Below are 26,135 nucleotides of genomic sequence, written 5' to 3'. Positions count from 1 at the left end.
CTACATCAAATCCCATTGATAAATGAGGCCATCCGCTCAGATATACTCCCCTCCATTTGAATGGCCCTTCGAGGAATTACTGTGAAGAACTGGACCTTGCGCCAACGGATTTTGGCGAGCTTTGCGGTCATTATCGCGATCATGCTGTCAATGGTTGTGGTCTCTTATTCACGGTTGCTGAAGATTGAGGTCAGCGAGACGGCTGTCCGCGATGACGCGGTGCCGGGGGTTTATCTGAGCTCGATGATCCGCAGTGCCTGGGTCGACAGCTACCTGCAAACCCTGGCATTGCTCGGTCTGCGTGACGACAAGGGCCTGACCGACGCCGACAGGGCTGACTTCAAGTCATTTGAAGGGCGTGTCCGGGAGCAGATGGCCAACTACCAGCACACCATCAACGGTCGCGATGACCAGTCCGAGTTCGACAAGTTCGAAGCCCTGCACCAGGCCTATAACAAGAGCCTGGCCATCGTGCTCGACGCCCTGCAGCGCAATGACCTGGTTGCTGCACGCAAGGAATTCAACGCCAACCTGACGCCCGCCTGGACGGCAGGACGCATGAAGCTCAACGACATCATTACCGAGAACAAAGACGTCGCCGACCGTGCAACCACGGCGATTGATGACGCGGTGTCGGCTGCCAAAGTCAGCATGTTCGTGTCGCTGGCCCTGGCCATTCTCGCCGCCGGCCTGTGTGGCCTGCTGTTGATGCGCGCCATCATGGCGCCGATGCAGCGCATCGTGGCGATCCTCGGCACCATGCGTGACGGCGATTTGAGCAAGCGCCTGAACCTGGAGCGCAAGGACGAATTCGGCGCCGTCGAAACCGGCTTCAACGATATGATGACCGAGCTGACGGCCCTGGTGTCCCAGGCCCAGCGCTCGTCGGTGCAGGTGACCACCTCGGTCACCGAGATTGCCGCCACCTCCAAGCAGCAACAGGCCACCGCCACCGAAACCGCCGCGACCACCACCGAGATCGGCGCAACGTCGCGGGAGATCGCCGCCACGTCCAAGGACCTGGTACGTACCATGACCGAAGTGTCCACTGCTGCCGACCAGGCCTCGGTCGCTGCCGGTTCTGGCCAGCAGGGCCTGGCGCGCATGGAAGAAACCATGCACTCGGTGATGGGCGCCGCCGACCTGGTCAATGCCAAATTGGCGATCCTCAATGAGAAGGCCGGCAACATCAACCAAGTGGTGGTGACCATCGTCAAGGTCGCCGACCAGACCAACCTGTTGTCGCTCAACGCTGCCATCGAGGCCGAAAAGGCCGGTGAATACGGCCGCGGTTTCGCCGTGGTTGCCACCGAAGTGCGCCGCTTGGCCGACCAGACCGCCGTGGCCACCTATGACATCGAGCAGATGGTGCGCGAGATTCAGTCAGCAGTGTCGGCCGGCGTAATGGGCATGGACAAATTCTCCGAGGAAGTGCGCCGCGGCATGTTCGAAGTGCAGCAAGTCGGCGAGCAGCTGTCGCAGATCATTCATCAAGTGCAGGCGTTGGCGCCACGCGTGTTGATGGTCAACGAAGGCATGCAGGCCCAGGCCACCGGTGCCGAGCAGATCAACCACGCACTGGTGCAACTGGGCGATGCCAGCAGCCAGACCGTCGAATCCCTGCGCCAGGCCAGCTTTGCCATTGATGAATTGAGCCAGGTTGCGGTCGGTCTGCGCAGCGGCGTGTCGCGTTTCAAAGTCTGATGAGCGACCTCGCGGCTAAACGCGGCGCCGTCCCGGCAGCGAAAAAGGCGTTGTTTCTGGTGTTTCACATCGGCGGCGAACGTTATGCCCTCAAAGCCACGGAAGTGGCCGAGGTGCTGCCGCGCCTGCCGCTCAAACCCATCGCGCATGCGCCGGTCTGGGTGGCGGGGATTTTTGCCCACCGTGGCGCGCTGGTGCCGGTGATCGACCTGTGTGCGCTGACCTTCGGCACGCCGGCCCAAGCCCGCACCAGTACGCGGTTGGTGCTGGTCAACTACCAGCCGCAACCGTGGGTTGAAGCGCGCTGGCTGGGGCTGATCCTGGAACAGGCCACCGACACCCTGCGCTGCGGCCTTGGAGAGTTCAAGCCGTATGGCCTGGACAATCGCGAGGCACCCTACCTGGGGCTGGTGCGTGAGGACGCCTTGGGCTTGATGCAATGGATTGGTGTCAACGAATTGCTCACCGAGCCCGTGCGCACCTTGCTGTTTTCTGCCGAGCTGAGTCTATGAGCAACGACCCGCGCTTCTTTGCCTTCTTGAAGGAACGCATCGGCCTGGACGTCGCGTCAGTGGGCGAGGCGATCATCGAGCGCGCGGTGCGCCAGCGCAGCCAGATTGTGCAGGCGCAGACGCCAGAGGCTTACTGGAGGCATCTGCAGAGCTCGCATGATGAGCAGCAGGCGCTGATCGAAGCCGTGATCGTGCCCGAGACCTGGTTTTTTCGTTACCCCGAGTCCTTTGCCACCCTGGCGCGGCTGGCCAAGGCACGTCTGGCCAAGATCAAACAGATGCGCGCGCTGCGTATTCTGAGCTTGCCGTGTTCCACCGGCGAAGAGCCGTATTCGATTGCCATGGCCCTGCTCGATGCGGGCCTGGCGCCGCATCAATTCAAGGTGCTGGGCCTGGATGTCAGCCCGTTGTCGGTGGAGCGCGCCAAGCGTGGCGTGTATGGCAAGAATTCGTTTCGCGGCAGCGACATCGACTTTCGCGAGCGCCATTTCACCGAGGAGGCCGACGGTTTTCGCATCGCCGACCGGGTGCGCGAACAGGTGCGCCTGCAAGTCGGCAACCTGCTCGACCCGGGCCTGCTGGCCAATGAGCCGAGCTACGACTTCGTGTTTTGCCGCAACTTGCTGATCTACTTTGACCAGCCGACCCAAAAGCAAGTCTTTGATGTGCTCAAGGGCCTGACTCATCAGGACGGCGTGCTGTTTATCGGCCCGGCCGAAGGCAGCCTGTTGGGACGCCATGGCATGCGCTCGATTGGCGTACCGCAATCTTTTGCCTTCAGTCGGCACGTCGAGCCGGTCAAGCCTGAACCGGTATTCGTGCCCGTGCCTGCGCCGGTTCCGCAGCGCAGTGCCGCACCGATTCCGGTCAAGCCGCGGCCGTTCAGCACGGTCAGCGCGCAGGTGGTGCCGATCAAGGCGCCGCAGACGGATGCCGGCGACTTGCTCGGCCGTATCGCCACGCTGGCCAATGAAGGCAAGAGCGCCGAAGCCCGCGCCGCCTGTGAGCAGTATTTGAGTAACCATCCGCCGGCCGCCCAGGTGTTTTATTGGCTGGGGCTGCTCAGCGATGTGGCCGGCAGCGCCCTGGAAGCCCAGGGCTATTATCGAAAAGCCTTGTACCTGGAACCGCAGCACCCGCAGGCCTTGATGCACCTGGCGGCGTTGCTTGAGTCCCAGGGCGACAGTGCGGGGGCGCGCCGTTTGCAGGCGCGGGCCGCGCGTAGCGAGCGAGCTGACAGTGAGTCCAAACGATGAGTAGCACCGACGCGCTCAACACCGCAAGCCTGGACCTGACCCTGGCCGACACCCAAGCCATTGACGACTGCTGGAACCGCATCGGCATCCATGGCGACAAGTCCTGCCCGCTGCTGGCGGAGCATATTCACTGCCGCAACTGCTCGGTGTATTCCGCTGCCGCCACCCGGTTGCTCGACCGTTACGCCTTGCAGCAGGGCGGTGAGCGCGCCTATGCCGTGGCCGAACTCGACGAAGACATCGTTACCCGTTCCCTGTTGATGTTCCGTCTTGGCGAGGAATGGCTGGGCATCGCCACCCGGTGCCTGGTCGAAGTGGCGCCGCTGCAGCCGATTCATTCGCTGCCGCACCAGCGTTCCCGGGCGCTGCTTGGCGTGGCCAATGTGCGAGGCGCCTTGGTGGCATGCCTGTCGTTGGTGGAGCTGCTGGGGCTGGACGCGACCAGCAACGGTGCCAGTGGCGGGCGCATCATGCCGCGCATGTTGATCATCGCCGCGCAGGACGGCCCGGTCGTGGTGCCGGTCGATGAAGTCGACGGCATCCACGCCATCGATGAGCGTACCTTGAAGGCCGCATCGGCCTCTGGCACCCAGGCGAGTGCGCGCTTTACCCAAGGCGTGTTGCAGTGGAAAGGCCGCAGCCTGCGTTGGCTGGACGAGGCGCAATTGTTGTCCGCCGTGACCCGGAGCCTCTCATGACCCCCGAGCAGATGCGCGATGCCTCGCTGCTGGAGCTGTTCAGCCTGGAAGCCGATGCGCAAACCCAGGTGCTGAGCGCCGGCCTGCTGGCGCTTGAGCGCAACCCGACCCAGGCCGACCAGTTGGAGGCGTGCATGCGCGCCGCGCATTCACTCAAGGGCGCGGCGCGGATTGTCGGGGTGGACGCTGGGGTCAGCGTGGCCCACGTCATGGAGGATTGCCTGGTCAGCGCCCAGGAAAGCCGCCTGTACTTGCAACCCGAACATATCGACGCGCTGCTGCAAGGCACCGACCTGCTGATGCGCATCGCCACGCCCGGCAACGACGTTGGCCCGGCGGATATCCAGGCTTATGTGGCGTTGATGGAGCGCTTGCTCGATCCGTCGCAGCCGACCGCCAACATCGCGCCACCGCCGCCTGCGCAATCTGCACCGGCGCCGATTATCGAAGAGCCGCCAACGGAACCCGAGCCTGCGCCGCCCGTGACCAGCGAGCCGCCACGCCAGAACAAACGCATGACCGAAGGCGGCGAACGTGTGCTGCGGGTCACCGCCGAGCGCTTGAACAGCCTGCTCGACCTGTCGAGTAAATCCCTGGTCGAAACCCAGCGGCTCAAGCCTTACCTGGCGAGCATGCAGCGCCTCAAACGCATTCAAAGCAACAGCGCCCGCGCCCTGGACACATTGGACGGCCAGCTCAAGGCCCTGGATTTGAACCTCGAAGCCCAGGAAGCGCTGGCCGACACCCGGCGTCTGTTGAGCGAAGCCCAAGCCTTGCTGGCGGAAAAAACCGCCGAGCTGGACGAGTTCGGCTGGCAGGCCGGGCAGCGTGCCCAAGTGCTTTACGACACCGCGCTGGCCTGCCGCATGCGTCCGTTTGCCGATGTACTGGCCGGTCAAGTGCGTATGGTCCGCGACCTGGGGCGCAGCCTTGGCAAGCAAGTGCGCCTGGAAATCGAAGGCGAAAAAACCCAGGTTGACCGCGACGTACTGGAAAAGCTCGAAGCACCGCTCACGCACCTCTTACGCAATGCCGTCGATCACGGTATCGAAATGCCCGAGCAGCGCATGCTGGCCGGTAAGCCGGCCGAGGGCCTGATCCGCCTGCGCGCCTCGCACCAGGCAGGTTTGCTGGTGCTGGAATTGAGCGACGACGGCAACGGCGTCGATCTTGAGCGCCTGCGCGGCACCATCGTCGACCGGCACCTGTCGCCACTGGAAACCGCTCAGCGCCTGAGTGAAGAAGAACTGCTGACGTTCCTGTTTCTGCCCGGGTTCAGCCTGCGCGACAAGGTCACCGAAGTATCCGGGCGCGGCGTCGGCCTGGATGCGGTGCAGCATATGGTGCGCCAACTGCGCGGCGCGGTGGTGCTGGAGCAGACGGCGGGGCGTGGCAGCCGCTTCCACCTTGAGGTGCCGCTGACCCTGTCGGTGGTGCGCAGCCTGGTGGTGGAAGTCGGCGAGGAAGCCTATGCGTTCCCGCTGGCGCACATCGAACGCATGTGCGACCTGGCCCCCGATGACATCGTGCAACTGGAAGGCCGCCAGCATTTCTGGCACGAGGGCCGCCACGTCGGCCTGGTCGCCGCCAGCCAGTTGCTGCAGCGCCCGCCGGGGCAGAGCAATGAGGAGACGCTTAAAGTCGTGGTGATTCGCGAGCGCGATGCGGTGTATGGCATCGCGGTGGAGCGCTTTATCGGCGAGCGCACCTTGGTGGTGTTGCCGCTGGATGATCGCCTCGGCAAGGTTCAGGATATTTCTGCCGGCGCCTTGCTGGACGATGGCTCGGTGGTGTTGATCGTCGACGTTGAGGACATGCTGCGTTCGGTGGACAAGCTGCTCAATACCGGCCGCCTGGAACGCATCGCCCGGCGTAGCCAGCAGGCCACCGAGGCGCCGCGTAAACGCGTGCTGGTGGTGGACGACTCGCTCACCGTGCGTGAGCTGCAACGAAAATTGTTACTTAATCGCGGTTATGAAGTGGCTGTCGCGGTCGATGGCATGGATGGCTGGAACGCGTTGCGTTCCGAAGACTTCGACCTGCTCATCACTGACATTGATATGCCTCGCATGGACGGTATTGAATTGGTCACACTCTTGCGCCGTGACAGTCGCCTGCAATCGTTGCCGGTGATGGTGGTGTCGTACAAGGATCGCGAAGAAGACCGGCGTCGTGGACTGGATGCCGGCGCCGACTATTATTTAGCTAAAGCCAGTTTCCATGACGATGCCTTGCTGGACGCCGTGATGGAACTGATCGGAGGCGCACGGGCATGAGGATTGCGATCGTCAATGACATGCCCATGGCGGTGGAGGCCTTGCGCCGCGCCTTGAGTTTTGAACCCGCGCACCAGGTGGTGTGGGTGGCCAGCAACGGTCTGGAAGCCGTGCAGCACTGCGCCGAGGTGGTCCCGGACCTGATCCTGATGGACCTGATCATGCCGGTGATGGATGGCGTGGAGGCCACGCGGCGGATCATGGCCGAGACCCCGTGCCCGATCGTGATTGTCACCGTCGACCGCCAGGCCAATGTCAGCCGCGTGTTCGAAGCCATGGGCCATGGCGCCCTGGATGTGGTGGATACGCCGGCGCTGGGCGTTGGCAACGCCAAGGATGCGGCGGCGCCGTTGCTGCGCAAAATCCTCAATATTGGCTGGCTGGTCGGCCAGCGCGGCAGCCGGGTGCGCACCGAAACGGCGCCCCAGCGCGGCACCGGCAAGCGTCAAAGCCTGGTGGCGATTGGTTCCTCGGCAGGCGGGCCGGCTGCCCTGGAAATCCTGCTCAAGGGTTTGCCACGGGACTTTTCGGCGGCCATCGTGCTGGTGCAGCATGTGGATCAGGTGTTTGCCGCAGGCATGGCCGAGTGGCTGAGCAGCGCGTCCGGCCTGCCGGTGCGCCTGGCGCGTGAGGGCGAGCCGCCACAAAGCGGTGTGGTCCTGCTGGCCGGCACCAACCACCACATCCGCCTGTTGAAAAACGGCACGCTGGCCTATACCGCAGAGCCGGTTAACGAGATTTACCGGCCTTCCATCGACGTGTTTTTTGAAAGCGTCGCCAGCCATTGGAACGGCGACGCCGTCGGCGTATTGCTGACCGGCATGGGTCGCGACGGCGCCCAGGGGCTCAAATTGCTGCGTGAACAAGGATATTTGACCATCGCCCAGGATCAACAGAGCTCGGCGGTGTATGGCATGCCCAAAGCGGCGGCGGCCATTGATGCCGCTGTTGAAATTCGCCCACTGGACAGAATTGCGCCCCGATTGCTGGAGGTCTTTGCAAAATGATCAAACCCTCCGCGGTGCCGGCATGCAGGAAAGTAATTCAGGTGACTGCACATGAATGATTTACAGATCGACGACATCAAGACCGACGAAAATGCCGCCATGGTGTTGCTGGTCGACGACCAGGCCATGATCGGCGAAGCGGTGCGGCGCGGCCTGGCCCATGAGGAAAACATCGACTTCCACTTTTGCGCCGACCCGCATCAGGCGATTGCCCAGGCGATTCGCATCAAGCCCACGGTGATCCTGCAGGATCTGGTCATGCCGGGCCTTGATGGCCTGACGCTGGTGCGTGAATACCGCAACCATCCGGCCACCGCGAATATCCCGATCATCGTGCTGTCGACCAAGGAAGACCCGCTGATCAAGAGCGCGGCGTTCGCGGCCGGCGCCAACGACTATTTGGTCAAGCTGCCGGACAACATCGAGCTGGTGGCGCGCATCCGCTATCACTCGCGCTCGTACATGACGCTGTTGCAGCGGGATGCGGCGTATCGGGCGCTGCGGGTCAGCCAGCAGCAGTTGCTGGACACCAATCTGGTGCTGCAACGGTTGATGAACTCCGACGGTCTTACCGGGCTGTCCAATCGCCGGCACTTCGATGAGTACCTTGAGCTGGAATGGCGTCGCGCCATGCGTGACCAGACTCAGTTGTCGTTGTTGATGATCGATGTGGATTTCTTCAAGACCTACAACGACAGCTTTGGCCATGTCGAAGGTGACGAAGCGTTGCGCAAAGTCGCTGCGACGATCCGCGAAGCCAGCAGTCGTCCTTCCGATCTGCCGGCACGTTATGGCGGTGAAGAGTTTGCGCTGGTGCTGCCAAACACCTCGCCGGGCGGCGCACGCCTGGTGGCCGAAAAACTGCGCATGGCCGTGGCGGCGCTGAAAATCCCGCACATTGCCCCGGCCGAAGGCGCGAGCCTGACCATCAGCATCGGCTTGTCGACCCTGACGCCGGTGCAGGGCACGGATTGCCGGCAGCTGATCATGGCGGCGGATAAAGGCTTGTATACGGCCAAGCACAATGGGCGCAATCAGGTCGGTATCGAGTGACCTGAGGCCGTGCCCCATTCAATGTGGGAGGGGGCTTGCCCCCGATAGCGGTGGGTCAGTCACAACATCATTGACTGACAGGCTGCCAGCGGGGGCAAGCCCCTCCCACATCTGGATCTTCATGGGGCTTGGATTGCGTACAAATCCGGCCTTTTCGCCAAGCGGGCTGCCGTTTCCGCTGGTTTGTCGTTATACTCGTCGGCTTTCAAAAGTTCGCCAACGAGTGCTGCCCGCCATGGAAATCAACCCGATCCTTAACACCATCAAGGACCTGTCCGAGCGCTCCGAAACTATTCGGGGGTATCTTTGACTACGATCAAAAGCATGAGCGTCTGACCGAAGTCAATCGCGAGCTTGAAGATCCGGCTGTCTGGAACAAACCTGAATACGCCCAGGAACTGGGCCGCGAGCGCGCTGCGCTGGCACAGATCGTCGACACGCTCGACGAACTGAACACCGGTCTGGGCGATTGCCGCGACCTGCTGGACATGGCCGTCGAAGAAAACGACGAAGGCGCAGTGGGCGATGTCGTCGCCGAGCTGGCCCGTCTCGAGGAAAACCTCGCCAAGCTTGAATTCCGCCGCATGTTCAGCCACGAAATGGATCCGAACAACGCTTACCTGGACATCCAGGCCGGTTCCGGCGGCACCGAGGCCCAGGACTGGGCCAACATCCTGTTGCGCATGTACCTGCGCTGGGCTGACAAACGCGGTTTCGACGCGACCATCATGGAGCTGTCGGCCGGTGAAGTCGCTGGCATCAAAGGCGCGACCGTGCACATCAAGGGTGAATACGCCTTTGGCTGGCTGCGCACCGAGATCGGCGTGCACCGCCTGGTGCGCAAGAGCCCATTCGACTCCGGCAACCGTCGCCATACCTCGTTCTCGGCGGTGTTCGTCTCGCCAGAGATCGACGATAAGGTCGAAATCGAGATCAACCCGGCCGACCTGCGGATCGACACCTATCGCTCCTCCGGTGCCGGTGGTCAGCACGTAAACACCACCGACTCGGCCGTACGTATTACCCACGTACCGACCAACACCGTGGTCAGCTGCCAGAACGAACGTTCCCAGCACGCGAACAAGGACACCGCCATGAAAATGCTGCGGGCCAAGTTGTACGAGCAGGAAATGCAGAAGCGCAACGCCGCGTCCCAGGCGCTGGAAGACACCAAGTCGGATATCGGCTGGGGTCACCAGATCCGTTCGTATGTGCTTGATGCGTCGCGGATCAAGGATCTGCGCACTAACATCGAACGCAGTGACTGCGACAAGGTGCTCGACGGCGACATTGACGAATACCTGGAAGCCAGCCTGAAATCTGGCTTGTAACACATGCAATGCGGGATTGGCTGACACCCCTCGATCCCTGTGGGAGCGGGCTTGCCCGCGATCCCCAGCCACAGGCTGGGGCAACGAACCTGATGGAAAATTTAAAGACATGAGCGACCAACAACTCGACCCGCAAGCCCTGCAACAGGAAGAAAACTCCCTGATCGCCCTGCGCAAGGAAAAGCTTGCTGCCGAGCGCGCCAAGGGCAATGCCTTCCCCAACGACTTCCGCCGCGAAAACTACTGCGATGCCTTGCAGAAGCAATACGCGGACAAGACCAAGGAAGAGCTGGCAGAGGCTGCAATCCCGGTCAAGGTTGCCGGTCGCATCATGCTCAACCGTGGCTCGTTCATGGTGATCCAGGACATGACCGGTCGCATCCAGGTCTACGTCAACCGTAAAACCCTGCCGGAAGAAACCCTGGCCTCGGTGAAAACCTGGGACATGGGCGACATCATCGCCGCTGAAGGCACCCTGGCCCGTTCCGGCAAGGGCGACCTGTACGTCGAAATGACCAGCGTGCGCCTGCTGACCAAATCCCTGCGCCCGCTGCCGGACAAGCACCACGGCCTGACCGACACCGAACAGCGCTACCGCCAGCGCTACGTTGACCTGATCGTCAACGAAGACGTGCGCCAGACCTTCCGCGTGCGTTCGCAAGTCATCGCCCACATCCGCAGCTTCCTGATGAAGCGTGACTTCCTGGAAGTGGAAACGCCGATGCTGCAAACCATCCCCGGTGGTGCCGCAGCCAAGCCGTTCGAAACCCACCACAATGCGTTGGACATGGAAATGTTCCTGCGTATCGCGCCGGAGCTGTACCTCAAGCGTCTCGTGGTTGGCGGCTTCGAAAAAGTCTTCGAGATCAACCGCAACTTCCGTAACGAAGGCGTCTCGACCCGTCACAACCCAGAATTCACCATGTTGGAGTTCTACCAGGCTTACGCCGACTACGAAGACAACATGGACCTGACCGAAGAGTTGTTCCGCGAGCTGGCGCAGCTGGTTCTGGGCAGCACCGACGTGCCGTACGGCGACAAGGTGTTCCACTTCGGCGAGCCGTTCGTGCGCCTGTCGGTGTTCGATTCGATCCTCAAGTACAACCCTGAGCTGACCGCCGATGACCTGAACGACATCGACAAGGCCCGCGCCATCGCCAAGAAAGCCGGCGCCAAGGTGCTGGGTTTTGAAGGCCTTGGCAAACTGCAGGTGATGATTTTCGAAGAGCTGGTCGAGCACAAGCTGGAGCAGCCGCACTTCATTACCCAGTACCCGTTCGAAGTGTCGCCGCTGGCCCGTCGCAACGATGACAACCCGAACGTCACCGACCGTTTCGAGCTGTTCATTGGCGGGCGTGAAATCGCCAACGCTTATTCCGAGCTTAACGACGCGGAAGACCAGGCCGAGCGCTTCATGGCCCAGGTGGCCGACAAGGACGCTGGCGACGACGAGGCGATGCACTACGACGCCGACTTCGTCCGCGCCCTGGAATACGGCATGCCGCCAACCGCCGGTGAAGGTATCGGCATCGACCGGTTGGTGATGTTGTTGACCAACTCGCCGTCGATCCGCGATGTGATCTTGTTCCCGCACATGCGGCCACAAGCGTAACCGTAGTGAAATCCGAAGCCGCCTTTTATAAGGCGGCTTTTTTATGTGGCGTATTCAGCCGTCAAGAGAACGGCGCCAGGTGATCGTTCCCACACTGTGCGTAGGAACGCAGCCCGTGACGCTCCGCGTCACCCTTTAAAGGAAGATCTGTCGTGAACCGCGTAATGGCTCAAGAAGGTGCCGCCGGCATTGCTGCTGCCGTGGCTGAAAGTGTTCAGTACCAGGGCCGCAAGGCCAGTCGGCGGGGCAGCGAGCAGCGCAGGCAGGATATTCTCGATGCGGCCATGCGCATCGTCGTGCGCGATGGTGTACGTGGCGTGCGCCACCGCGCCGTGGCGGCAGAGGCGGGCGTGCCGTTGTCGGCCACCACCTACTATTTCAAGGACATCGATGACCTGCTCACCGATACCTTCGCCCAATACGTGGAACGCAGCGCCGCCTTCATGGGCAAGCTGTGGGTGCGCAACGAAGGCCTGCTGCGCGAGATGGTCGCCTATGGCGATGGCAGCCCGCAGTCGCGCTCGCAATTGGCCGATGACATTGCGCGGCTCACCGCCGACTACGTGATGCGCCAACTGACCAACCGCCGTGAACACCTGATGGCCGAGCAGGCCTTTCGCCAGGAAGCCTTGCTCAACCCGCGTCTGGCGCAACTGGTGCGCTCCCATCAGCAGATTCTGTTGCAGGGCACCGGGCAGTTTTTCCAGGTCTTGGGTTCCCGCGAGCCGCAACAGGATGCCAAAGTGTTGACGGCGATAATCGGTCGGATGGAATATCAGGGCCTGCTTGGCGGCCCAGAGCCTCTGACCGGTGAAGAGATGCTTGAGATCCTCAAGCGTTATATGCATTTGGTGCTGGCTTCGGTCTAGCACACCCTGTGCGCTATCCGCTTTATGTGGGGGCTGGCTTGCCTGCGATAGCATCGCCTTGGATTACCTGATGCACCGAGGCGCCTGTATCGCAGGCAAGCCAGCTCCGACACTTGATGGAGTACGCAATGAAAGCCTGGCATGTCGCGTTGATCGCCTTGTCGTTCCTGTTGCTCAGCGGTTGCCTGGTGACTTTCAAGGACCCGCTGCCGGCGCGCGACGCTGCGCCGGCCGCCTTGCTTGGCCATTGGTCGAGCAAGAATGCCTGGGGCGAGCCGCTTAACCTGCAGATCACGCGCGTCGGTGAGCACCGCTATAAAGCCGTGAGCTACCCTAAAGCCAAGCCGGCCCAGCGCGATGAGTACCTGTTTGCCGTGGTGCGCCATGGCAACCGCTGGTATTTGTCGGCGCCGTTGCCGGACAAACTGGGTGGGCATTTCATCCTCGCCGGCTTTGACTTTGAAAGCGAGGGCGACAAAAAGCCTGAATTGGTGGTCTACAACCTCGACCTTGAGCAGATCCACCAAGCCATCGGCCAACACGTGCTGCACGGCAGCACCGTCGACACGGTCGAAGGCGCCGGCGTGCTGGTGGACAGCTCCATGGACCAGGTGTTTGCCTACCTGGATGACCCGGCCAATGCCGATGTGTTCGTTGAAGCCGTGCGCTACCAGCGCGCGGGCAAATAACGTTTAAAGAGGAAGCACCGGGTGGACGATTACCAGCAGACGATACGCACCTTGTCTGATCGCATTGTGCTGGCGCAAACACCGATTCGCGTCCTCGACGCTGTGAAGTGGGACGAGAACATTCGTCAGGGTTTCCTCAAGGCCAAGGGCAAGGCGATGCCGGCCGTGGACCGCGACTACTACCTGAATCGGCCACTGTCGTTCGATTCCAGCGCAGTCAAGCTGGAGTTCCAGAACATCGAGCGCGACATTACCCGCCGCCTCGGCCAGTTCAGCCCGGTGGGGCAGATCATGCGGCGCATGTGCCGTGAATACCGCATGGTGGTGCGCATGCTCGAAGCGCGCGGCACCGAGGATTTCGGTCTGATCTCCCAGGAGCTGTATGGCGCCGCCTCCGATGCGTTCCACGCCGGCGACCCGACCCTGGCCGACTTGGGCCTGATGCTGTCTGACTACCTGAACAACATCGACGGCCGTGGCGATCTCAAGGACGAAGCCAAGACCCTCACCGCCAAGGATGCAGTGGCGTTGCTGCAAACCCGCCTGAACAAGGTGTTTGGCGAAGCCGAAGAAACCATCCGCGTGTTTGAGTCCGATGGGATTGTCGCGGACGCGGCGGCTGGCGCCGACTACATCAAGATCCGCGCCGATGCGATGTTCAACGACCGCGATGTGCGTGCCCTGGAAGTGCATGAAGGCCTGGTGCACGTCGGCACCACGCTTAACGGCCAGAACCAGCCGATCTGCACCTTCCTGTCCAAGGGCCCACCGTCGTCCACGGTGACCCAGGAAGGCCTGGCGATTCTGATGGAGATCATCACCTTCGCCTCCTACCCGAGCCGCTTGCGCAAATTGACCAACCGCACCCGTGCCATCCATATGGTCGAGGAGGGCGCCGATTTCCTGCAGGTGTTCGAATTCTTCCGTGAGCAAGGCTTTGAGATGGCCGAAAGCTACGGCAATGCCAGCCGGGTTTTCCGCGGCTCGACGCCGACCGGTCTGCCGTTTACCAAGGATTTGTCCTACCTCAAGGGCTTTATCATGGTCTACAACTACATCCAGCTGGCCGTGCGCAAAGGCAAGCTGGAACAAGTGCCGCTGCTGTTCTGCGGCAAGACCACGCTGGAAGACATGCGCACCCTGCGCCAATTGGTCGATGAAGGCCTGGTGGTGCCGCCCAAGTACCTGCCCGAGCAGTTTCGTGACATGAACGCGCTGGCGGCGTGGATGTGCTTCTCCAACTTCCTCAACCACTTGAGCCTGGACCGGATCGAGGCGGATTACTCGAATATCCTGTAGGCGATAGTCCTGAAAAAGCCGGATCAAAAGGTGGGCGCTGGCAAGCCAGCTCCCACCTTTGATCTCTATTGATCTTAAGACTGATTTCCAACCCACTTGCGAGGCTTCAACGGATGAGAATCCTCGGCATTCTTTGCCTGCTACTCACATTGAACGGCTGCAGCTCGCTGCTGTTCTACCCTGAACCCGGCCTGCCGTTCACGCCGGAAAAAGCCCATCTGCAGTACCGCGATGTCACCCTGACCACCGCCGACGGGGTAAAGCTTCACGCCTGGTGGCTGCCGGCCAAATCCGGTGTGCCAGTCAAAGGCACGGTGCTGCACTTGCATGGCAACGGCGGCAACCTGGCGTGGCACCTGGGGGGCAGTTGGTGGTTGCCGGAACAGGGCTATCAAGTGCTGCTGCTGGACTACCGCGGGTACGGTTTGTCGGAAGGCAAGCCGTCGTTGCCGGCGATCTACCAGGACATTGATGCGGCGTTCAACTGGATCGACAAGGCGCCCGAAACCCAGGGTCAACCGTTGATTGTGTTGGGTCAAAGCCTGGGTGGCGCGCTCGCCGTGCATTACCTGGCGGCGCACCCGCAGCGCCAGCCGCAGCTCAAGGCGCTGGTATTGGACGGGGTGCCCGCCAGTTATCGTGACGTAGGACAATTCGCTCTGAGTACGTCCTGGATAACATGGCCGTTTCAAGTGCCCCTGTCCTGGCTGGTGCCCGATGCTGACAGTGCGATCAACGCCATGCCGCAACTGACCGGCGTACCCAAGCTGCTGTTTCATAGCCTGGATGATCCGATCGTGCCGCTGGCCAATGGCATTCGCCTGTATCAGGCCGCGCCGCCGCCCAGGGTGTTGCAGTTGACGCGTGGCGGCCATGTGCAGACATTTGCCGACAAGACTTGGCAAACCGTGATGCTGCGTTATCTGGACGACCCGCAGCACTTCAATGGCCTGCGCCGCCTGGGGGAAATCCCCAACTACCCGAACCCTAACGTTGACACGTCAGAGAGCCCGCAATGAGCGAAGAACGCAACATGATCCCGCTGATCCTCACCGGCGTCGGCACCATCATCGGCACCGTCGGGTGCCTGTGGTATTACGGCTACCTGCACTTCGCCAAGCCGGAAGATGCGTTGCTGCTCAGCGACTTCACCCTGCTCAAGACGGTGCCGGGCGAGGACTACAAAATTTCCCTGACGCCAGCGGCGCAAGTGGCGCAGTGCGTCGACGGTGTGTTGGTGATGTTTGATACCGAACAAAAAGGCTTGAGCGGCGTGCTGGTGAACAACAAGAAGCAGGCCGTGCGTTGCATGGGCCAGGAGACGCCGCAACTGCAGGAGTGACCTGCGCTTCATCGCAGCCACATGATCACGGAAATATCTGGAACCGTATCGCGTAAGAAGCCACTGAATGACGTGTCAGTGTTGCTGATAGTTAACTTGCGTATATCGAATCCGGGAGAGTGATCATGGTTGGTGGAATTGGCGCGATCAGTAAGATGTTGGAAATGGCCCAGGGCGCAGCAAAGCTGGGGCAGGGCGGCGAGGACGGCGCTCAAGACGCCCAGAAGCAAGAGAAGCAAGACCCGATGAAGATGCTCATGGACATGCTGTCGAAGGCGGCGGGCGGGTCTCAGGGCGGCAGCGCCGAGGACCAGAAGGGCCCGCAGGAACTGGAGAAACTGATGGCGGGCCGACAAGGTATGGAGGCCATGATGCCCGCCGATGACAGCAGCCGTAAAATCGAAGTCTGAGGCATAAAAAAACCCACCAAAAGGTGGGTTTTTTTTACTGCTTCAATCGATCAATTAGCAACGGAAGAACGTGGCTTGACCGGCTGGTTGTCGTTGGAGATGGTCACTTCAACGCGACGGTTCATGGCACGGCCCGAGGCGCTGCCGTTGTCGGCAACCGGGTATTCCTTGCCGTAACCCTGGGTCACGATGCGCGAGATATCCACGCCTTGTTGAGCCAGTGCGCGTTGTACGGAAGCGGCACGACGCTCGGACAGGCTCTGGTTGTACGAGTCGGAGCCGGTGCTGTCGGTGTAGCCTTCGACGATCACTTTACGGTCCGGGTTGTCACGCAGGAACTGCGCCAGCTTGGTGATGTTGACCAGGCCGCTGGATTTCAGATCGGACTTGTTGGTGGCGAACAGCACATCACCGAAAGTCACCAGGGTGCCGCGATCAGTTTGCTTGGCGTTCAAGCTGTCTTGCAGTTGCTTGATCTGGGCGTCACGGGCTTGCAGCAGGGCGCGAGCACGTTCGTCGCCAGCGTTTTTCAGCTTGGCTTCGGATTCACGCAGCACGATGGTGTCTTTGGCCACTTCAACGCGCTGGTTGGTCAGGTAGGCCAGTTGGTCGACCTTCTTCTCGTCTTCCTTGTCGCGGTAGGCCTTGTCAGCCTTGTCCAGCCAGTCGCTGGCGTCCTTGGTTTCCAGCGCCGCAAGCTTGGTGGCTTGTGGGTTGGTCTGCAGGGCCGAGAAGTTGGTCCGTGCGTTTTCCAGGTTCGCGTTCGGCGGGGTGGAGCAGGCCGCCAGGGCAACGCTCATCGCCAGCAGAGCAGGGATCATCAATTGTTTACGCATAGTCGTGTCGTCCTTTCAATTCGATTTCTGGTGCAATGCAATCAGGGGCGTTGGCTTATTGCTGTTGGATAACAGCCGGGCGCATGCCTTCCTGACGCAGCTCCTGAACAGCCTTCTGGGAGTCCTTCACAGCCTGTTGGGCTTTGGCGGCCTGGGCTTTGCGCTCTGCAACGCGAGCGTCCCACTCGGCTTGTTCGGCCAGCTGACGAGCCTTGTCGTAGTTCTTGTCATGCATGGCGATTTCGGCTTCTTTGAGCTTGTCCTGAGCCGACTTCATTTCCACAGCTGCGTACTCGGTGCCGCCGGCGCTTACAGCGCTGTTGACCGCAGATTGGGTCACGGCGTATTGCTCGGTCGGTGGGTTGCCGGCGCAGCCCGCCAGAACGAAGCTGGTGCCGATTGCCAGCGCGGCCAATTTAAGCCCGCGCAGGTGGTTAAACGAGGTTTTGGCAGTGCTGGTCTTCATCGTCTTCAACTCCATTGGGTAACTCCTGAAAAACATCAAAATCCATGGCACTGGTCGGCGGTTCGGGTCTCGGCGGCAAGGCTCGAAACACTTATTCAAACGGCCGTTCCAAGTGATGGCTTACTGGCTGTGACCGGAGGCTTTTTTCAAAAGTTCAGAGAAGATGGCGAATTGCCTAAAAAAATATCTGACTGAATGGTCAGCGTTTAAAAGTTGGAACTTTCGCCACGCGCAGAGGTACTCCGGACCCGTGAAAGGCCCGGAATACTTGGGTCAAAAGAGGTTTTGCAGGTGTGTATCAGTGCTGCTGTTCGTCAGCACTGTCTGACAAATCATGCAGATAGCGCCGGGACAACGTGAGAAAGCGTGGCGTCGGGCCCACGTCTTCGTACAGGGGATCACCCTCTTCATCGGTGGCAATCACGTGCTGGCCCTTGACGTAAGGAAAGCTCGCTTCCAGCTCTTCAAGGGCGGCGCCGATCAGCTCGCCGAGCAGTTCTTCGGTGTGGCGCTTGGGGTACATCTCGGCAATGGCGGCCAGCCGTGCAGCGGACTCCACATCCAGATGAATCGCGTACTCGGTCTTGGTCAGGCGACCCGTGGCGTTCTCTTCCCAATGCTGGGCCAGTTCTCGAATCTTCATGGCAACCTCAATGAGCTCGCAGTAGCAGGCAGTGATGAGTGTCCGGCCGCCAGCGCGGTTAACGCGGCGACTCACTGTTGAGACTAGCTGCAACTCACAAGGTTTAAAGTGTCTTGTCAGAAACCGACGCGGGCGGCACTCTGGAACCCCTGCGCGTCCCGGATTTCTGGCTGGAGATTGGCTGATGAGTGATATCGATGCACGCTTGCGTGAGGATGTTCACCTGCTGGGTGAGCTGTTGGGCAACACCATTCGAGAGCAGTACGGCGACGAGTTTCTCGACAAGATCGAGCAGATCCGCAAAGGCGCCAAGGCCGACCGCCGTGGAGCCGTAGCCGAGCAAGCCGCCGGCGAGGAACTCAGCGCCAGCTTGAACCAATTGCAGGAAAACGAACTGCTGCCCGTGGCGCGAGCCTTCAACCAGTTCCTCAACCTGGCCAATATTGCCGAGCAATACCAATTGATCCACCGGCGCGATGAGTCGCAACCGGCACCGTTCGAATCCCGTGTGTTGCCCGAGTTGCTGGCCCGCCTGCAAAGCGAAGGTCACAGCAACGAGTCGCTGGCCCGCCAGTTGGCGCGACTGGAGATTGAACTGGTCCTCACTGCCCACCCCACCGAAGTGGCGCGGCGCACCCTCATTCAGAAATACGATGCGATTGCCGCGCAACTGGCGCTGCAGGACCACCGCGACCTCACCACTGCCGAGCGCGAACAGATCCGTGAACGCCTGCAACGGCTGATCGCCGAAGCCTGGCACACCGAAGAAATCCGCCGCGTACGGCCCACCCCGGTGGACGAAGCAAAATGGGGCTTTGCGGTGATCGAGCATTCGCTGTGGCACGCCATCCCCAACTACTTGCGCAAAGCCGACCATGCCCTGCACGCCGCCACCGGCCTGCACTTGCCGCTGGAGGCAGCGCCGATCCGCTTTGCTTCGTGGATGGGCGGCGACCGTGACGGCAACCCGAATGTCACCGCACCGGTGACCCGTGAAGTGCTGTTGCTGGCGCGCTGGATGGCGGCGGACCTGTACCTGCGCGACATCGATCACCTGGCGTCCGAGCTGTCGATGCAACAGGCCAGCCCGGCGCTGCAGGCCAAGGTGGGCGACAGCGTTGAGCCTTATCGCGCCTTGCTCAAGCAACTGCGCGAACGTCTGCGCGCCACGCGCCAATGGGCGCACACCTCGCTGACCGCCAGCACCCCGGCGCCGGCCGAAGTGTTGCAGAACAACCGTGACCTGCTGGACCCGTTGGAGTTGTGTTATCAGTCGCTGCACGCGTGCGGCATGGGCGTGATCGCCGATGGCCCGCTGCTCGACTGCCTGCGCCGTGCGGTGACCTTTGGCCTGTTCCTGGTACGCCTGGACGTGCGCCAGGATTCCAGCCGGCATTCGTCGGCCATGACCGAAATTACCGATTACCTGGGCCTGGGTCGTTATGAAGACTGGGACGAAGAGGCGCGCATCAGTTTCCTGACCCAGGAGCTGACCAATCGCCGACCGCTGCTGCCGGGCTACTTCAAACCGTCGGCGGACACTGCCGAGGTGTTGAACACCTGCAAGGAAATCGCCGCCGCGCCCGCTGCGTCGCTCGGCTCGTATGTCATCTCGATGGCAGGCGCCGCCTCCGATGTGCTGGCGGTGCAACTGCTGCTTAAAGAGTCGGGCGTGCAACGGCCGATGCGGGTGGTGCCGTTGTTCGAAACCCTGGCCGACCTGGATAACGCCGGGCCGGTCATGGAAACCCTGCTGCAATTGCCGGGCTATCGCGCGCGGTTGCAAGGCCCGCAGGAAGTCATGATTGGCTACTCGGACTCAGCCAAGGATGCCGGCACCACTGCCGCCGCCTGGGCACAGTACCGGGCACAGGAACGCTTGGTGGATATCTGCCGCGAACAACAGGTGGAATTGTTGTTGTTCCACGGTCGCGGTGGCACCGTCGGCCGTGGCGGCGGCCCGGCGCATGCGGCGATCCTGTCGCAGCCGCCGGGCTCGGTGGCGGGGCGTTTCCGTACCACCGAGCAAGGCGAAATGATCCGCTTCAAGTTCGGCTTGCCGGACATCGCTGAGCAGAACCTCAACCTGTACCTGGCCGCCGTCTTGGAAGCCACGCTGTTGCCACCGCCACCACCGGAGCCTGCCTGGCGCCATTTGATGGATGAATTGGCAGCAGACGGTGTCAGCGCCTACCGCGCCGTGGTGCGGGAAAATCCGCAGTTCGTCGAGTACTTTCGCCAGTCCACGCCAGAGCAGGAGCTCGGCCGCTTGCCGCTCGGCAGTCGCCCGGCCAAGCGCCGCGCGGGCGGGATCGAAAGCCTGCGGGCCATTCCATGGATCTTCGGCTGGACCCAAACCCGCCTGATGCTGCCTGCGTGGCTCGGCTGGGAAGCAGCACTCAGCAAGGCCCTGGAGCGGGGTGAAGGCGAGTTGCTGGGGCAGATGCGCGAGCAGTGGCCGTTCTTCCGCACGCGCATCGACATGCTCGAAATGGTGCTGGCCAAGGCCGATGCCGATATTGCGCGCCTGTATGACGAGCGCCTGGTGCAACCGGACCTGCTGCCATTGGGTGCGCACTTACGCGACCTATTGTCGCAGGCGTGCAGCGTGGTGCTTGGCCTGACTGGCCAGTCGCAACTGCTGGCCCATAGCCCGGACACCCTTGAGTTCATCCGTCTGCGCAACACCTACCTCGACCCGTTGCACTTGCTGCAGGCCGAGTTGCTGGCGCGCTCGCGTGAGCAGGAGGCCGCACAGGACAGCCCTCTGGAACAGGCGCTGCTGGTGTCTGTGGCCGGTATTGCCGCCGGTTTGCGCAACACCGGTTAAGGTTTTCTGCGTGTTCTCAACGGCTTGCAGATAAACCATGACGACCGCCCCGAAAAGGGCGGTCGGCGTTTGCGGGGCAAGGTTGCACTCAGGCACACCCGAGCTGTGACGCATGCCGGGCGTGGGTTCCTGCGACTTTCGGCGGCTTGTATGGATAGAGCCCGCTGTGTATCTTGATCAGCCTTTGGCCGTTTGATCGGCCTGGACCCATATTTTTACGAGATTGGCCCCACGCGGCGAATCCGAGCGTCATCTCTATAAAAAATTGAGGAGCACATCGATGCGCGTCATTCTGCTGGGAGCTCCCGGGGCCGGTAAAGGTACTCAGGCAAAGTTCATCACTGAAAAATTCGGCATTCCACAAATCTCCACCGGCGACATGCTGCGCGCGGCCGTCAAGGCCGGCACCGAGCTGGGCCTGATCGCAAAAAGCGTGATGGACAGCGGCGGCCTGGTGTCCGATGACCTGATCATCAACCTGGTCAAGGAACGCATCAGCCAGGAAGACTGCAAGAACGGCTTCCTGTTCGACGGTTTCCCACGCACCATTCCCCAGGCTGAAGCCTTGGTGAAAGCCGGCGTCGAGCTGGATGCCGTGGTTGAAATCGCAGTTGAAGACGAAGAAATCGTCCAGCGCATCGCCGGTCGTCGTGTTCACGAAGCCTCGGGCCGCGTTTACCACATCGTCTACAACCCGCCTAAAGTGGCCGGCAAGGACGATGTCACCGGCGACGACCTGGTGCAGCGTAAAGACGACACTGAAGAAACCGTGCGTCATCGCCTGTCGGTCTACCATTCGCAGACCAAGCCGCTGGTGGATTTCTACCAGAAGTTGTCTGCTGCCAACGGCAAGCCGAAGTACAGCCACATTCCTGGCGTCGGCTCCGTGGAAGCCATCACCGCCAAGGTGCTGCAAGCCTTGAGCTGATCCATGGATCGGCTTCACTGACAACGGCCCGCTTGCGGGCCGTTGTTGTTTATACTGGCGCACTTTTTTTCGACTTGGACACCTGCACCCATGAGCACCCTGCTGGCCCTGGACACCGCGACTGAAGCTTGCTCCGTTGCCTTGCTGCACGATGGCAAGGTAACGAGCCACTACGAGGTGATCCCGCGCCTGCATGCGCAGAAGCTGTTGCCGATGATCAAGCAACTGCTTGAGGACGCGGGCACCACGCTCGCGGCCGTCGACGCCATTGCCTTTGGCCGTGGCCCGGGTGCGTTCACCGGGGTGCGGATTGCCATCGGCGTGGTCCAGGGCCTGGCCTTTGCGTTGGAGCGTCCGGTATTGCCGGTCTCCAACCTGGCAGTGCTGGCCCAGCGTGCCTTGCGTGAACACGGCGCTTCGCAAGTCGCCGCGGCCATCGACGCGCGCATGGACGAAGTCTATTGGGGTTGCTACCGCGAGCACGCTGGCGAAATGCGCCTGGTGGGCGTCGAAGCAGTGCAATCGCCGCAGTCCTCTGTGTTGCCGGCGGATGCCAGCGGTGACTGGTTCGGTGCCGGCACTGGCTGGGGTTATGGCGAGCGCATTGGCGTAAAGCTGGTGGGCCAGGACGCTGGGATGTTGCCTCATGCCCAGGACTTGCTGACGCTGGCACGCTTCGCTTTCGAGCGTGGCGAAGCGATTCCGGCCGATCAGGCGGCGCCGGTTTATCTGCGTGATAAAGTCGCGCAGACCAAGGCTGAACGCGGGATTATTTGACGTCAAAAATGATGGCAATTTGGGGCAAAGTTCGCCAATCGTCAGAATTTGGCCCCGTTTTTAAACCTTTTACAAATTATGTGTTCTAGTTATCACCAGAGCATTTGCGCATCACGGAAAGTGCCGCTAAATTGCCATCATTGATACCGAGTCTGCATGTATGCGTATAGACGGCTTCTCCTCACAGTCCTACCCTCTCAAACGTAAGCCGCGCAAGGCGAACGTGACGGTAGACGATTCCGTCGAGGATTCGCCGGACTTCATCGAGGTCCAATCCGAGTCGCATGCCAGTTCTCATTCCAGTACCCAAGGTTCAGCCGGCGCGCGTATCAGCGGTCTTCCCGCGCGTCAGCAGGACATGGTCTTCCCTCGCTCCATGAGCAAAAGCGTTGCTACCGCCCTGGCCAGCTACCTGACCACTGCCGGCTTTGTCGAATGGGATATGGAAGTGCTGGGTCTCGACATCCATATCTGATGCGTCTGCCTTACTTTATCGGTTGCCCGTCCTGGAGTGAAAACGCCTGGCGCGAGTACCTGTACCCAGCCGATGCACGCGCCAGCGACTACCTTTCGCTGTATGCCCAAGTCTTCAACGCCGTTGAAGGCAACACCACGTTTTATGCCCGACCCTCGGCCGCCACCGTGCAGCGCTGGGCTGAAATCATGCCCGCCGATTTTCGCTTCACCGCCAAATTCCCCGGCGACATCAGCCACAGTGGCGACCTGCGTGAGCAGTTGCCGGCAGCGGAAAGTTTTGTCGGCTTGATGAGCCCATTGGGTGAGCGTGTCGCGCCGCTGTGGCTGCAACTGCCGGCGAGCTTTTCGCCCCAACGCCTGGGTGAACTGGCCGGTTTTATTGATGGACTGGAGCGCCCGCTGGCGGTGGAAGTGCGCCATCAGGCGTTCTTCGCCAAGGGCGATGACGAGCGCAGCCTCAACCGTCTGCTGCGTGACCGTGGCGTTGAGCGAATCTGCCTCGACCCGCGCGCGCTGTTCAGTTGCACCTCTACCTCAGCCGCCGTGCTGCACGCTCAGTCGAAGAAACCCAAGGTGCCGCCGCGTCCGGCCGCGCTGACGCTGTTTCCCCAAGTGCGTTTCATTGGTCATCCGGAGCTGGAAGCCAACGACCCGTTCCTGGTGCCGTGGGTGGAAAAAGTCGCCGGTTGGATCGAGGAAGGGCGCACGCCGTATGTGTTCCTGCACACCTCGGATAACCGCCTCGCCGCGCAACTGGCGCTGCGTTTTCATCAACAACTGATGGCGCGTTTGCCGGGCCTGCCACCGCTGCCGACCTTGCATCGAGAACCCGCAGCGGAGCAACTGGGGTTACTCTAAGGCTCCTTTTTCCGCCAGGAGTCAGACATGGATGCCCAAACCCTTCGCGCCGAAACCTTCAAAGCCTTGCACGAGCGTGATCGCGCGTTCGTGATGCCCAACCCGTGGGACGCCGGCTCGGCCATCATGCTCGCCAGCCTGGGTTTTGAAGCCCTGGCCACCACCAGCGCAGGTTATGCATTCAGCCTGGGGCGGCCGGATGCGGAAGGTGCGTTGTCGCTGGAGGACACGCTGGGCAATGCGTCAGCCATCGTTCGGGCGACCGCACTGCCGGTGGCGGCCGATCTGGAAAACGGTTTCAGCGATACCCCCGAAGGCTGCGCCCAGACCATCCTGCGCGCGGCCGCCACGGGCATCGTCGGTGGCTCCATCGAAGACGCCACAGGCATTGCCGTCGACCCGATCTATCCGTTTGATTTGTCTGTTGAGCGCGTCGAAGCGGCGGTTGCGGCGGCCCGCAGTCTGCCATTTGCGTTCACCCTGACGGCCCGCGCAGAAAACCTCCTGCATGGTCGCCTGGATTTGCCTGACACCATTCGCCGCCTGCAGGCCTACGCCGAGGCGGGTGCCGACGTGCTCTATGCGCCGGCGTTGCGCAGTGCCGAAGACGTGTTGGCGGTGGTCAGGGCGGTCGCGCCCAAACCGGTGAATGTGTTGATGTCCGGTGGCTTGAACCTCAGCGTCGCGCAGTTGAGCGAGATGGGCGTGCGCCGCATCAGTGTCGGCTCGGCCATGGCGCTGGCGGCGTATGGCGAGTTCTACCGCGCTGCGCAGGAGGTCTACCAGTTGGGCACCTTTACCTTCACCGAGCGCAAGATGCCATTCAGCCAGGCCAACCAATTCTTCAAGGGCTGAGCCGTGCGTTTTCTTAACGTGAGCGGTGCGCTGCTGTTGCTGGCGGGTGTGTTTGCAGTGGGCGTGTGGCGTGGCTGGGTGCCGTTGCCTGCCGAGTGGAACCCCTGGGCGCCGCTGGATGTGCGTGCGAAGCCGAACCTGCTCACGCGCTTCAAGCTCGGCCGCCTGCAGGATGATCCAGCGCTGTGCGATGAGGTGCTGAAAACCTCGGGCTTGCGCGTCAGCCATCAGGCTGACAGCCCGGCTGATGCCGCGTGCCCATTGCGCAATGTCTTGCGCGTACAAGGCGCTGACGTAGCCTTGAGCAGCAGCTTTCTCGCCAGTTGCCCGCTGGCCGTCGCCTTTGCCCTGTTCGAACGCCATAGCCTGCAACCTGCGGCGCAGGCGGTGTTTGGCCAGGCGGTGACGCGGGTCGATCACCTGGGCAGCTTTGCCTGTCGCAATATGTATAACCGTGCAGACGGGCGGCTCAGTCAGCACGCCTCGGCCAATGCCCTGGATATCGCCGGCTTCCGCCTGGCGGATGGGCGCAGCATCAGTGTGCTCAAGGATTGGCCGGGGACGGGCGACAGCGCGCGGTTTCTGCGCCAGGTGCGCGATGGCGCCTGCGATGATTTCAACGTGGTGTTGAGCCCGGACTACAACGCTGCTCATCGCAACCACTTCCATCTGGACATGGGGCGTTGGGGAGTGTGTCGTTGAGCCTCAGGCGGCCAGGCGCAGGTTGTTGAGGATCAGTGGGCGCGCCCAGTGGTAGTCGAAGTCGAGCGCTTTCTGTTGCGCCACCAACTCTTCCTTTGGATAAGGCACGGCGGGCGGCGGCAGCAAGTCCAGTTCGAACTCGGCGATGGGCAGGTGCAGCGGCTGCGGTTCCGGCGCCGGCCCAGGCTCAGGCAGCGGCTGGCCGGCATTCAGCACCAGCGGGCGTACCCAGCCACTTTCAAAGTTCTGCTGGCGCTGTTGGGCAACGATTTCTTGCGCCGGGAATGGCGTAGCGGGTGGCGGCAGCAACTCGGTTTCGAATTCGGCGATCGGCAGGAACAGCGGTTCCGGCGGGGCGATCTCGGTGTCTTTCACGTCGCATTCACGCTGGGTGAGGATCTGCGATAGCAGGTCGGCGCCTTCGCTGGGTTCTACCGTCGGGTCTCTGGGTGCCGGTGCTTTGGCGGCGCGCGCGTCCGGCGTGTCGCCGAGCTGCTCGGCCAGCGCCCGGGCAAAGAAGTCCTGCCACACATGACTCACCCCGGCCAGCGCTTGAGTATTGCGCAGGCCGTAGTGGTTGTGGGTCGGCAGTACACCGATGGTTAGGGGAAGAATGTCTGACATTTTTCTCGGTCGACGCTCAGCTCTGGCAAAATACCTGACTGTTGTTTTTATCGGCCGCTGTTTGCCGATCCTTAATATTTT

26 protein-coding genes are annotated in these 26,135 nt (G+C 61.6%); 22 read left to right on the top strand and 4 right to left on the bottom strand.

The annotated features are described in order from the left end of the window. The first annotated feature begins 81 nt into the window (after positions 1–81). From ACP7B3_RS26610 to ACP7B3_RS26540, 15 genes are all read left to right on the top strand, one after another. Positions 82–1,704, top strand: coding sequence for a methyl-accepting chemotaxis protein (locus ACP7B3_RS26610; protein ID WP_242194347.1), 1,623 nt, complete (start codon positions 82–84; stop codon positions 1,702–1,704). Continuing rightward, positions 1,704–2,216 (top strand): chemotaxis protein CheW, encoded by a 513-nt coding sequence (locus ACP7B3_RS26605; protein ID WP_145161752.1) that lies wholly within the window; start codon positions 1,704–1,706, stop codon positions 2,214–2,216. Before ACP7B3_RS26610 ends, ACP7B3_RS26605 begins: the two co-directional genes overlap by 1 nt. After that, entirely contained in the window at positions 2,213–3,472 is a 1,260-nt protein-coding gene (locus tag ACP7B3_RS26600) for a CheR family methyltransferase (RefSeq protein WP_426182043.1), read from the top strand. Before ACP7B3_RS26605 ends, ACP7B3_RS26600 begins: the two co-directional genes overlap by 4 nt. Continuing rightward, positions 3,469–4,170, top strand: a complete 702-nt coding sequence (locus tag ACP7B3_RS26595; protein WP_404487178.1) for a chemotaxis protein CheW — start codon at positions 3,469–3,471, stop codon at positions 4,168–4,170. The genes ACP7B3_RS26600 and ACP7B3_RS26595 overlap by 4 nt, the downstream gene beginning before the upstream one ends. Then, the gene (locus ACP7B3_RS26590; RefSeq protein WP_426182040.1) at positions 4,167–6,446 is read left to right on the top strand and encodes a hybrid sensor histidine kinase/response regulator; all 2,280 of its coding nucleotides are present in this window, start codon (positions 4,167–4,169) and stop codon (positions 6,444–6,446) included. Before ACP7B3_RS26595 ends, ACP7B3_RS26590 begins: the two co-directional genes overlap by 4 nt. After that, a complete protein-coding gene (locus ACP7B3_RS26585; protein ID WP_145161771.1) occupies positions 6,443–7,453 on the top strand; it encodes a chemotaxis response regulator protein-glutamate methylesterase in 1,011 nt (336 codons plus the stop codon). The genes ACP7B3_RS26590 and ACP7B3_RS26585 overlap by 4 nt, the downstream gene beginning before the upstream one ends. A gap of 51 nt (positions 7,454–7,504) precedes the next feature. Further along, positions 7,505–8,506: a response regulator gene (locus ACP7B3_RS26580; protein WP_145161774.1), complete on the top strand. Its 1,002-nt coding sequence runs from the start codon at positions 7,505–7,507 to the stop codon at positions 8,504–8,506. Positions 8,507–8,741: 235 nt separating this feature from the next. Continuing rightward, positions 8,742–9,837, top strand: a protein-coding gene (gene prfB, locus ACP7B3_RS26575) for a peptide chain release factor 2 (protein ID WP_096236834.1) whose coding sequence is annotated in 2 segments (ribosomal slippage) — positions 8,742–8,813 and positions 8,815–9,837 — 1,095 coding nt in all. Because the reading frame shifts where the segments join, the coding sequence is not laid out codon by codon here. A gap of 109 nt (positions 9,838–9,946) precedes the next feature. Beyond that, positions 9,947–11,449: a lysine--tRNA ligase gene (gene lysS / locus ACP7B3_RS26570; RefSeq protein WP_145161776.1), complete on the top strand. Its 1,503-nt coding sequence runs from the start codon at positions 9,947–9,949 to the stop codon at positions 11,447–11,449. Between the two features lie 152 nt (positions 11,450–11,601). Further along, positions 11,602–12,318: a TetR/AcrR family transcriptional regulator gene (locus ACP7B3_RS26565; protein WP_145161779.1), complete on the top strand. Its 717-nt coding sequence runs from the start codon at positions 11,602–11,604 to the stop codon at positions 12,316–12,318. 128 nt (positions 12,319–12,446) lie between these two features. After that, the gene (locus ACP7B3_RS26560; RefSeq protein ID WP_426182033.1) at positions 12,447–13,007 is read left to right on the top strand and encodes a hypothetical protein; all 561 of its coding nucleotides are present in this window, start codon (positions 12,447–12,449) and stop codon (positions 13,005–13,007) included. A gap of 21 nt (positions 13,008–13,028) precedes the next feature. Then, positions 13,029–14,306, top strand: a complete 1,278-nt coding sequence (locus ACP7B3_RS26555) for a flavohemoglobin expression-modulating QEGLA motif protein (protein WP_106577204.1) — start codon at positions 13,029–13,031, stop codon at positions 14,304–14,306. Between the two features lie 113 nt (positions 14,307–14,419). Beyond that, positions 14,420–15,325 (top strand): alpha/beta hydrolase, encoded by a 906-nt coding sequence (locus tag ACP7B3_RS26550; protein WP_145161785.1) that lies wholly within the window; start codon positions 14,420–14,422, stop codon positions 15,323–15,325. Continuing rightward, positions 15,322–15,648 carry a hypothetical protein gene (locus ACP7B3_RS26545; protein WP_106577202.1) on the top strand — a complete coding sequence of 109 codons (327 nt, stop codon included), beginning with the start codon at positions 15,322–15,324 and terminating at the stop codon, positions 15,646–15,648. The genes ACP7B3_RS26550 and ACP7B3_RS26545 overlap by 4 nt, the downstream gene beginning before the upstream one ends. A gap of 125 nt (positions 15,649–15,773) precedes the next feature. Then, a complete protein-coding gene (locus ACP7B3_RS26540; protein WP_242194332.1) occupies positions 15,774–16,058 on the top strand; it encodes a hypothetical protein in 285 nt (94 codons plus the stop codon). Between the two features lie 50 nt (positions 16,059–16,108). On the opposite strand, the gene ACP7B3_RS26535 is transcribed toward ACP7B3_RS26540, so the two are convergent. The 3 genes from ACP7B3_RS26535 to ACP7B3_RS26525 all read right to left on the bottom strand — a co-directional run bounded on the left by ACP7B3_RS26535 (position 16,109) and on the right by ACP7B3_RS26525 (position 18,003). After that, the gene (locus ACP7B3_RS26535; RefSeq protein ID WP_106577200.1) at positions 16,109–16,894 is read right to left on the bottom strand and encodes an OmpA family protein; all 786 of its coding nucleotides are present in this window, start codon (positions 16,892–16,894) and stop codon (positions 16,109–16,111) included. Positions 16,895–16,949: 55 nt separating this feature from the next. Continuing rightward, the gene (locus tag ACP7B3_RS26530; RefSeq protein ID WP_145161788.1) at positions 16,950–17,375 is read right to left on the bottom strand and encodes a DUF4398 domain-containing protein; all 426 of its coding nucleotides are present in this window, start codon (positions 17,373–17,375) and stop codon (positions 16,950–16,952) included. A gap of 283 nt (positions 17,376–17,658) precedes the next feature. Then, on the bottom strand, positions 17,659–18,003 hold the full coding sequence (locus ACP7B3_RS26525) for a pilin assembly protein (RefSeq protein WP_145161793.1): 345 nt from the start codon (positions 18,001–18,003) through the stop codon (positions 17,659–17,661). Positions 18,004–18,187: 184 nt separating this feature from the next. Between ACP7B3_RS26525 and ppc the strand changes: the two genes are divergently transcribed. From ppc to ACP7B3_RS26490, 7 genes are all read left to right on the top strand, one after another. Beyond that, on the top strand, positions 18,188–20,833 hold the full coding sequence (ppc, locus tag ACP7B3_RS26520; protein ID WP_426182025.1) for a phosphoenolpyruvate carboxylase: 2,646 nt from the start codon (positions 18,188–18,190) through the stop codon (positions 20,831–20,833). Between the two features lie 280 nt (positions 20,834–21,113). Then, the gene (adk, locus tag ACP7B3_RS26515) at positions 21,114–21,761 is read left to right on the top strand and encodes an adenylate kinase (protein ID WP_145161799.1); all 648 of its coding nucleotides are present in this window, start codon (positions 21,114–21,116) and stop codon (positions 21,759–21,761) included. A 90-nt stretch (positions 21,762–21,851) separates the two neighbouring features. Next, complete coding sequence (gene tsaB, locus ACP7B3_RS26510) at positions 21,852–22,538, top strand: tRNA (adenosine(37)-N6)-threonylcarbamoyltransferase complex dimerization subunit type 1 TsaB (RefSeq protein WP_242194327.1); 687 nt, start codon at positions 21,852–21,854, stop codon at positions 22,536–22,538. Positions 22,539–22,698: 160 nt separating this feature from the next. Next, the gene (locus ACP7B3_RS26505; RefSeq protein ID WP_179606653.1) at positions 22,699–23,013 is read left to right on the top strand and encodes a hypothetical protein; all 315 of its coding nucleotides are present in this window, start codon (positions 22,699–22,701) and stop codon (positions 23,011–23,013) included. Further along, entirely contained in the window at positions 23,013–23,873 is an 861-nt protein-coding gene (locus ACP7B3_RS26500; RefSeq protein ID WP_369300826.1) for a DUF72 domain-containing protein, read from the top strand. The genes ACP7B3_RS26505 and ACP7B3_RS26500 overlap by 1 nt, the downstream gene beginning before the upstream one ends. A gap of 27 nt (positions 23,874–23,900) precedes the next feature. Beyond that, entirely contained in the window at positions 23,901–24,728 is an 828-nt protein-coding gene (locus ACP7B3_RS26495; protein ID WP_106577192.1) for an isocitrate lyase/PEP mutase family protein, read from the top strand. 3 nt (positions 24,729–24,731) lie between these two features. Continuing rightward, complete coding sequence (locus tag ACP7B3_RS26490) at positions 24,732–25,430, top strand: extensin family protein (protein ID WP_242194322.1); 699 nt, start codon at positions 24,732–24,734, stop codon at positions 25,428–25,430. A gap of 3 nt (positions 25,431–25,433) precedes the next feature. On the opposite strand, the gene ACP7B3_RS26485 is transcribed toward ACP7B3_RS26490, so the two are convergent. Next, positions 25,434–26,054 carry an energy transducer TonB gene (locus ACP7B3_RS26485; protein WP_426182018.1) on the bottom strand — a complete coding sequence of 207 codons (621 nt, stop codon included), beginning with the start codon at positions 26,052–26,054 and terminating at the stop codon, positions 25,434–25,436. Positions 26,055–26,135 lie beyond the last annotated feature (81 nt).

This window comes from Pseudomonas sp. TWRC1-2 (genome assembly GCF_049896685.1).
In the GTDB taxonomy this organism is placed as follows: domain Bacteria; phylum Pseudomonadota; class Gammaproteobacteria; order Pseudomonadales; family Pseudomonadaceae; genus Aquipseudomonas.
The sequence above is the reverse complement of the archived record's forward strand: the minus strand, read 5'-3'. Positions and strand labels throughout refer to the sequence as shown.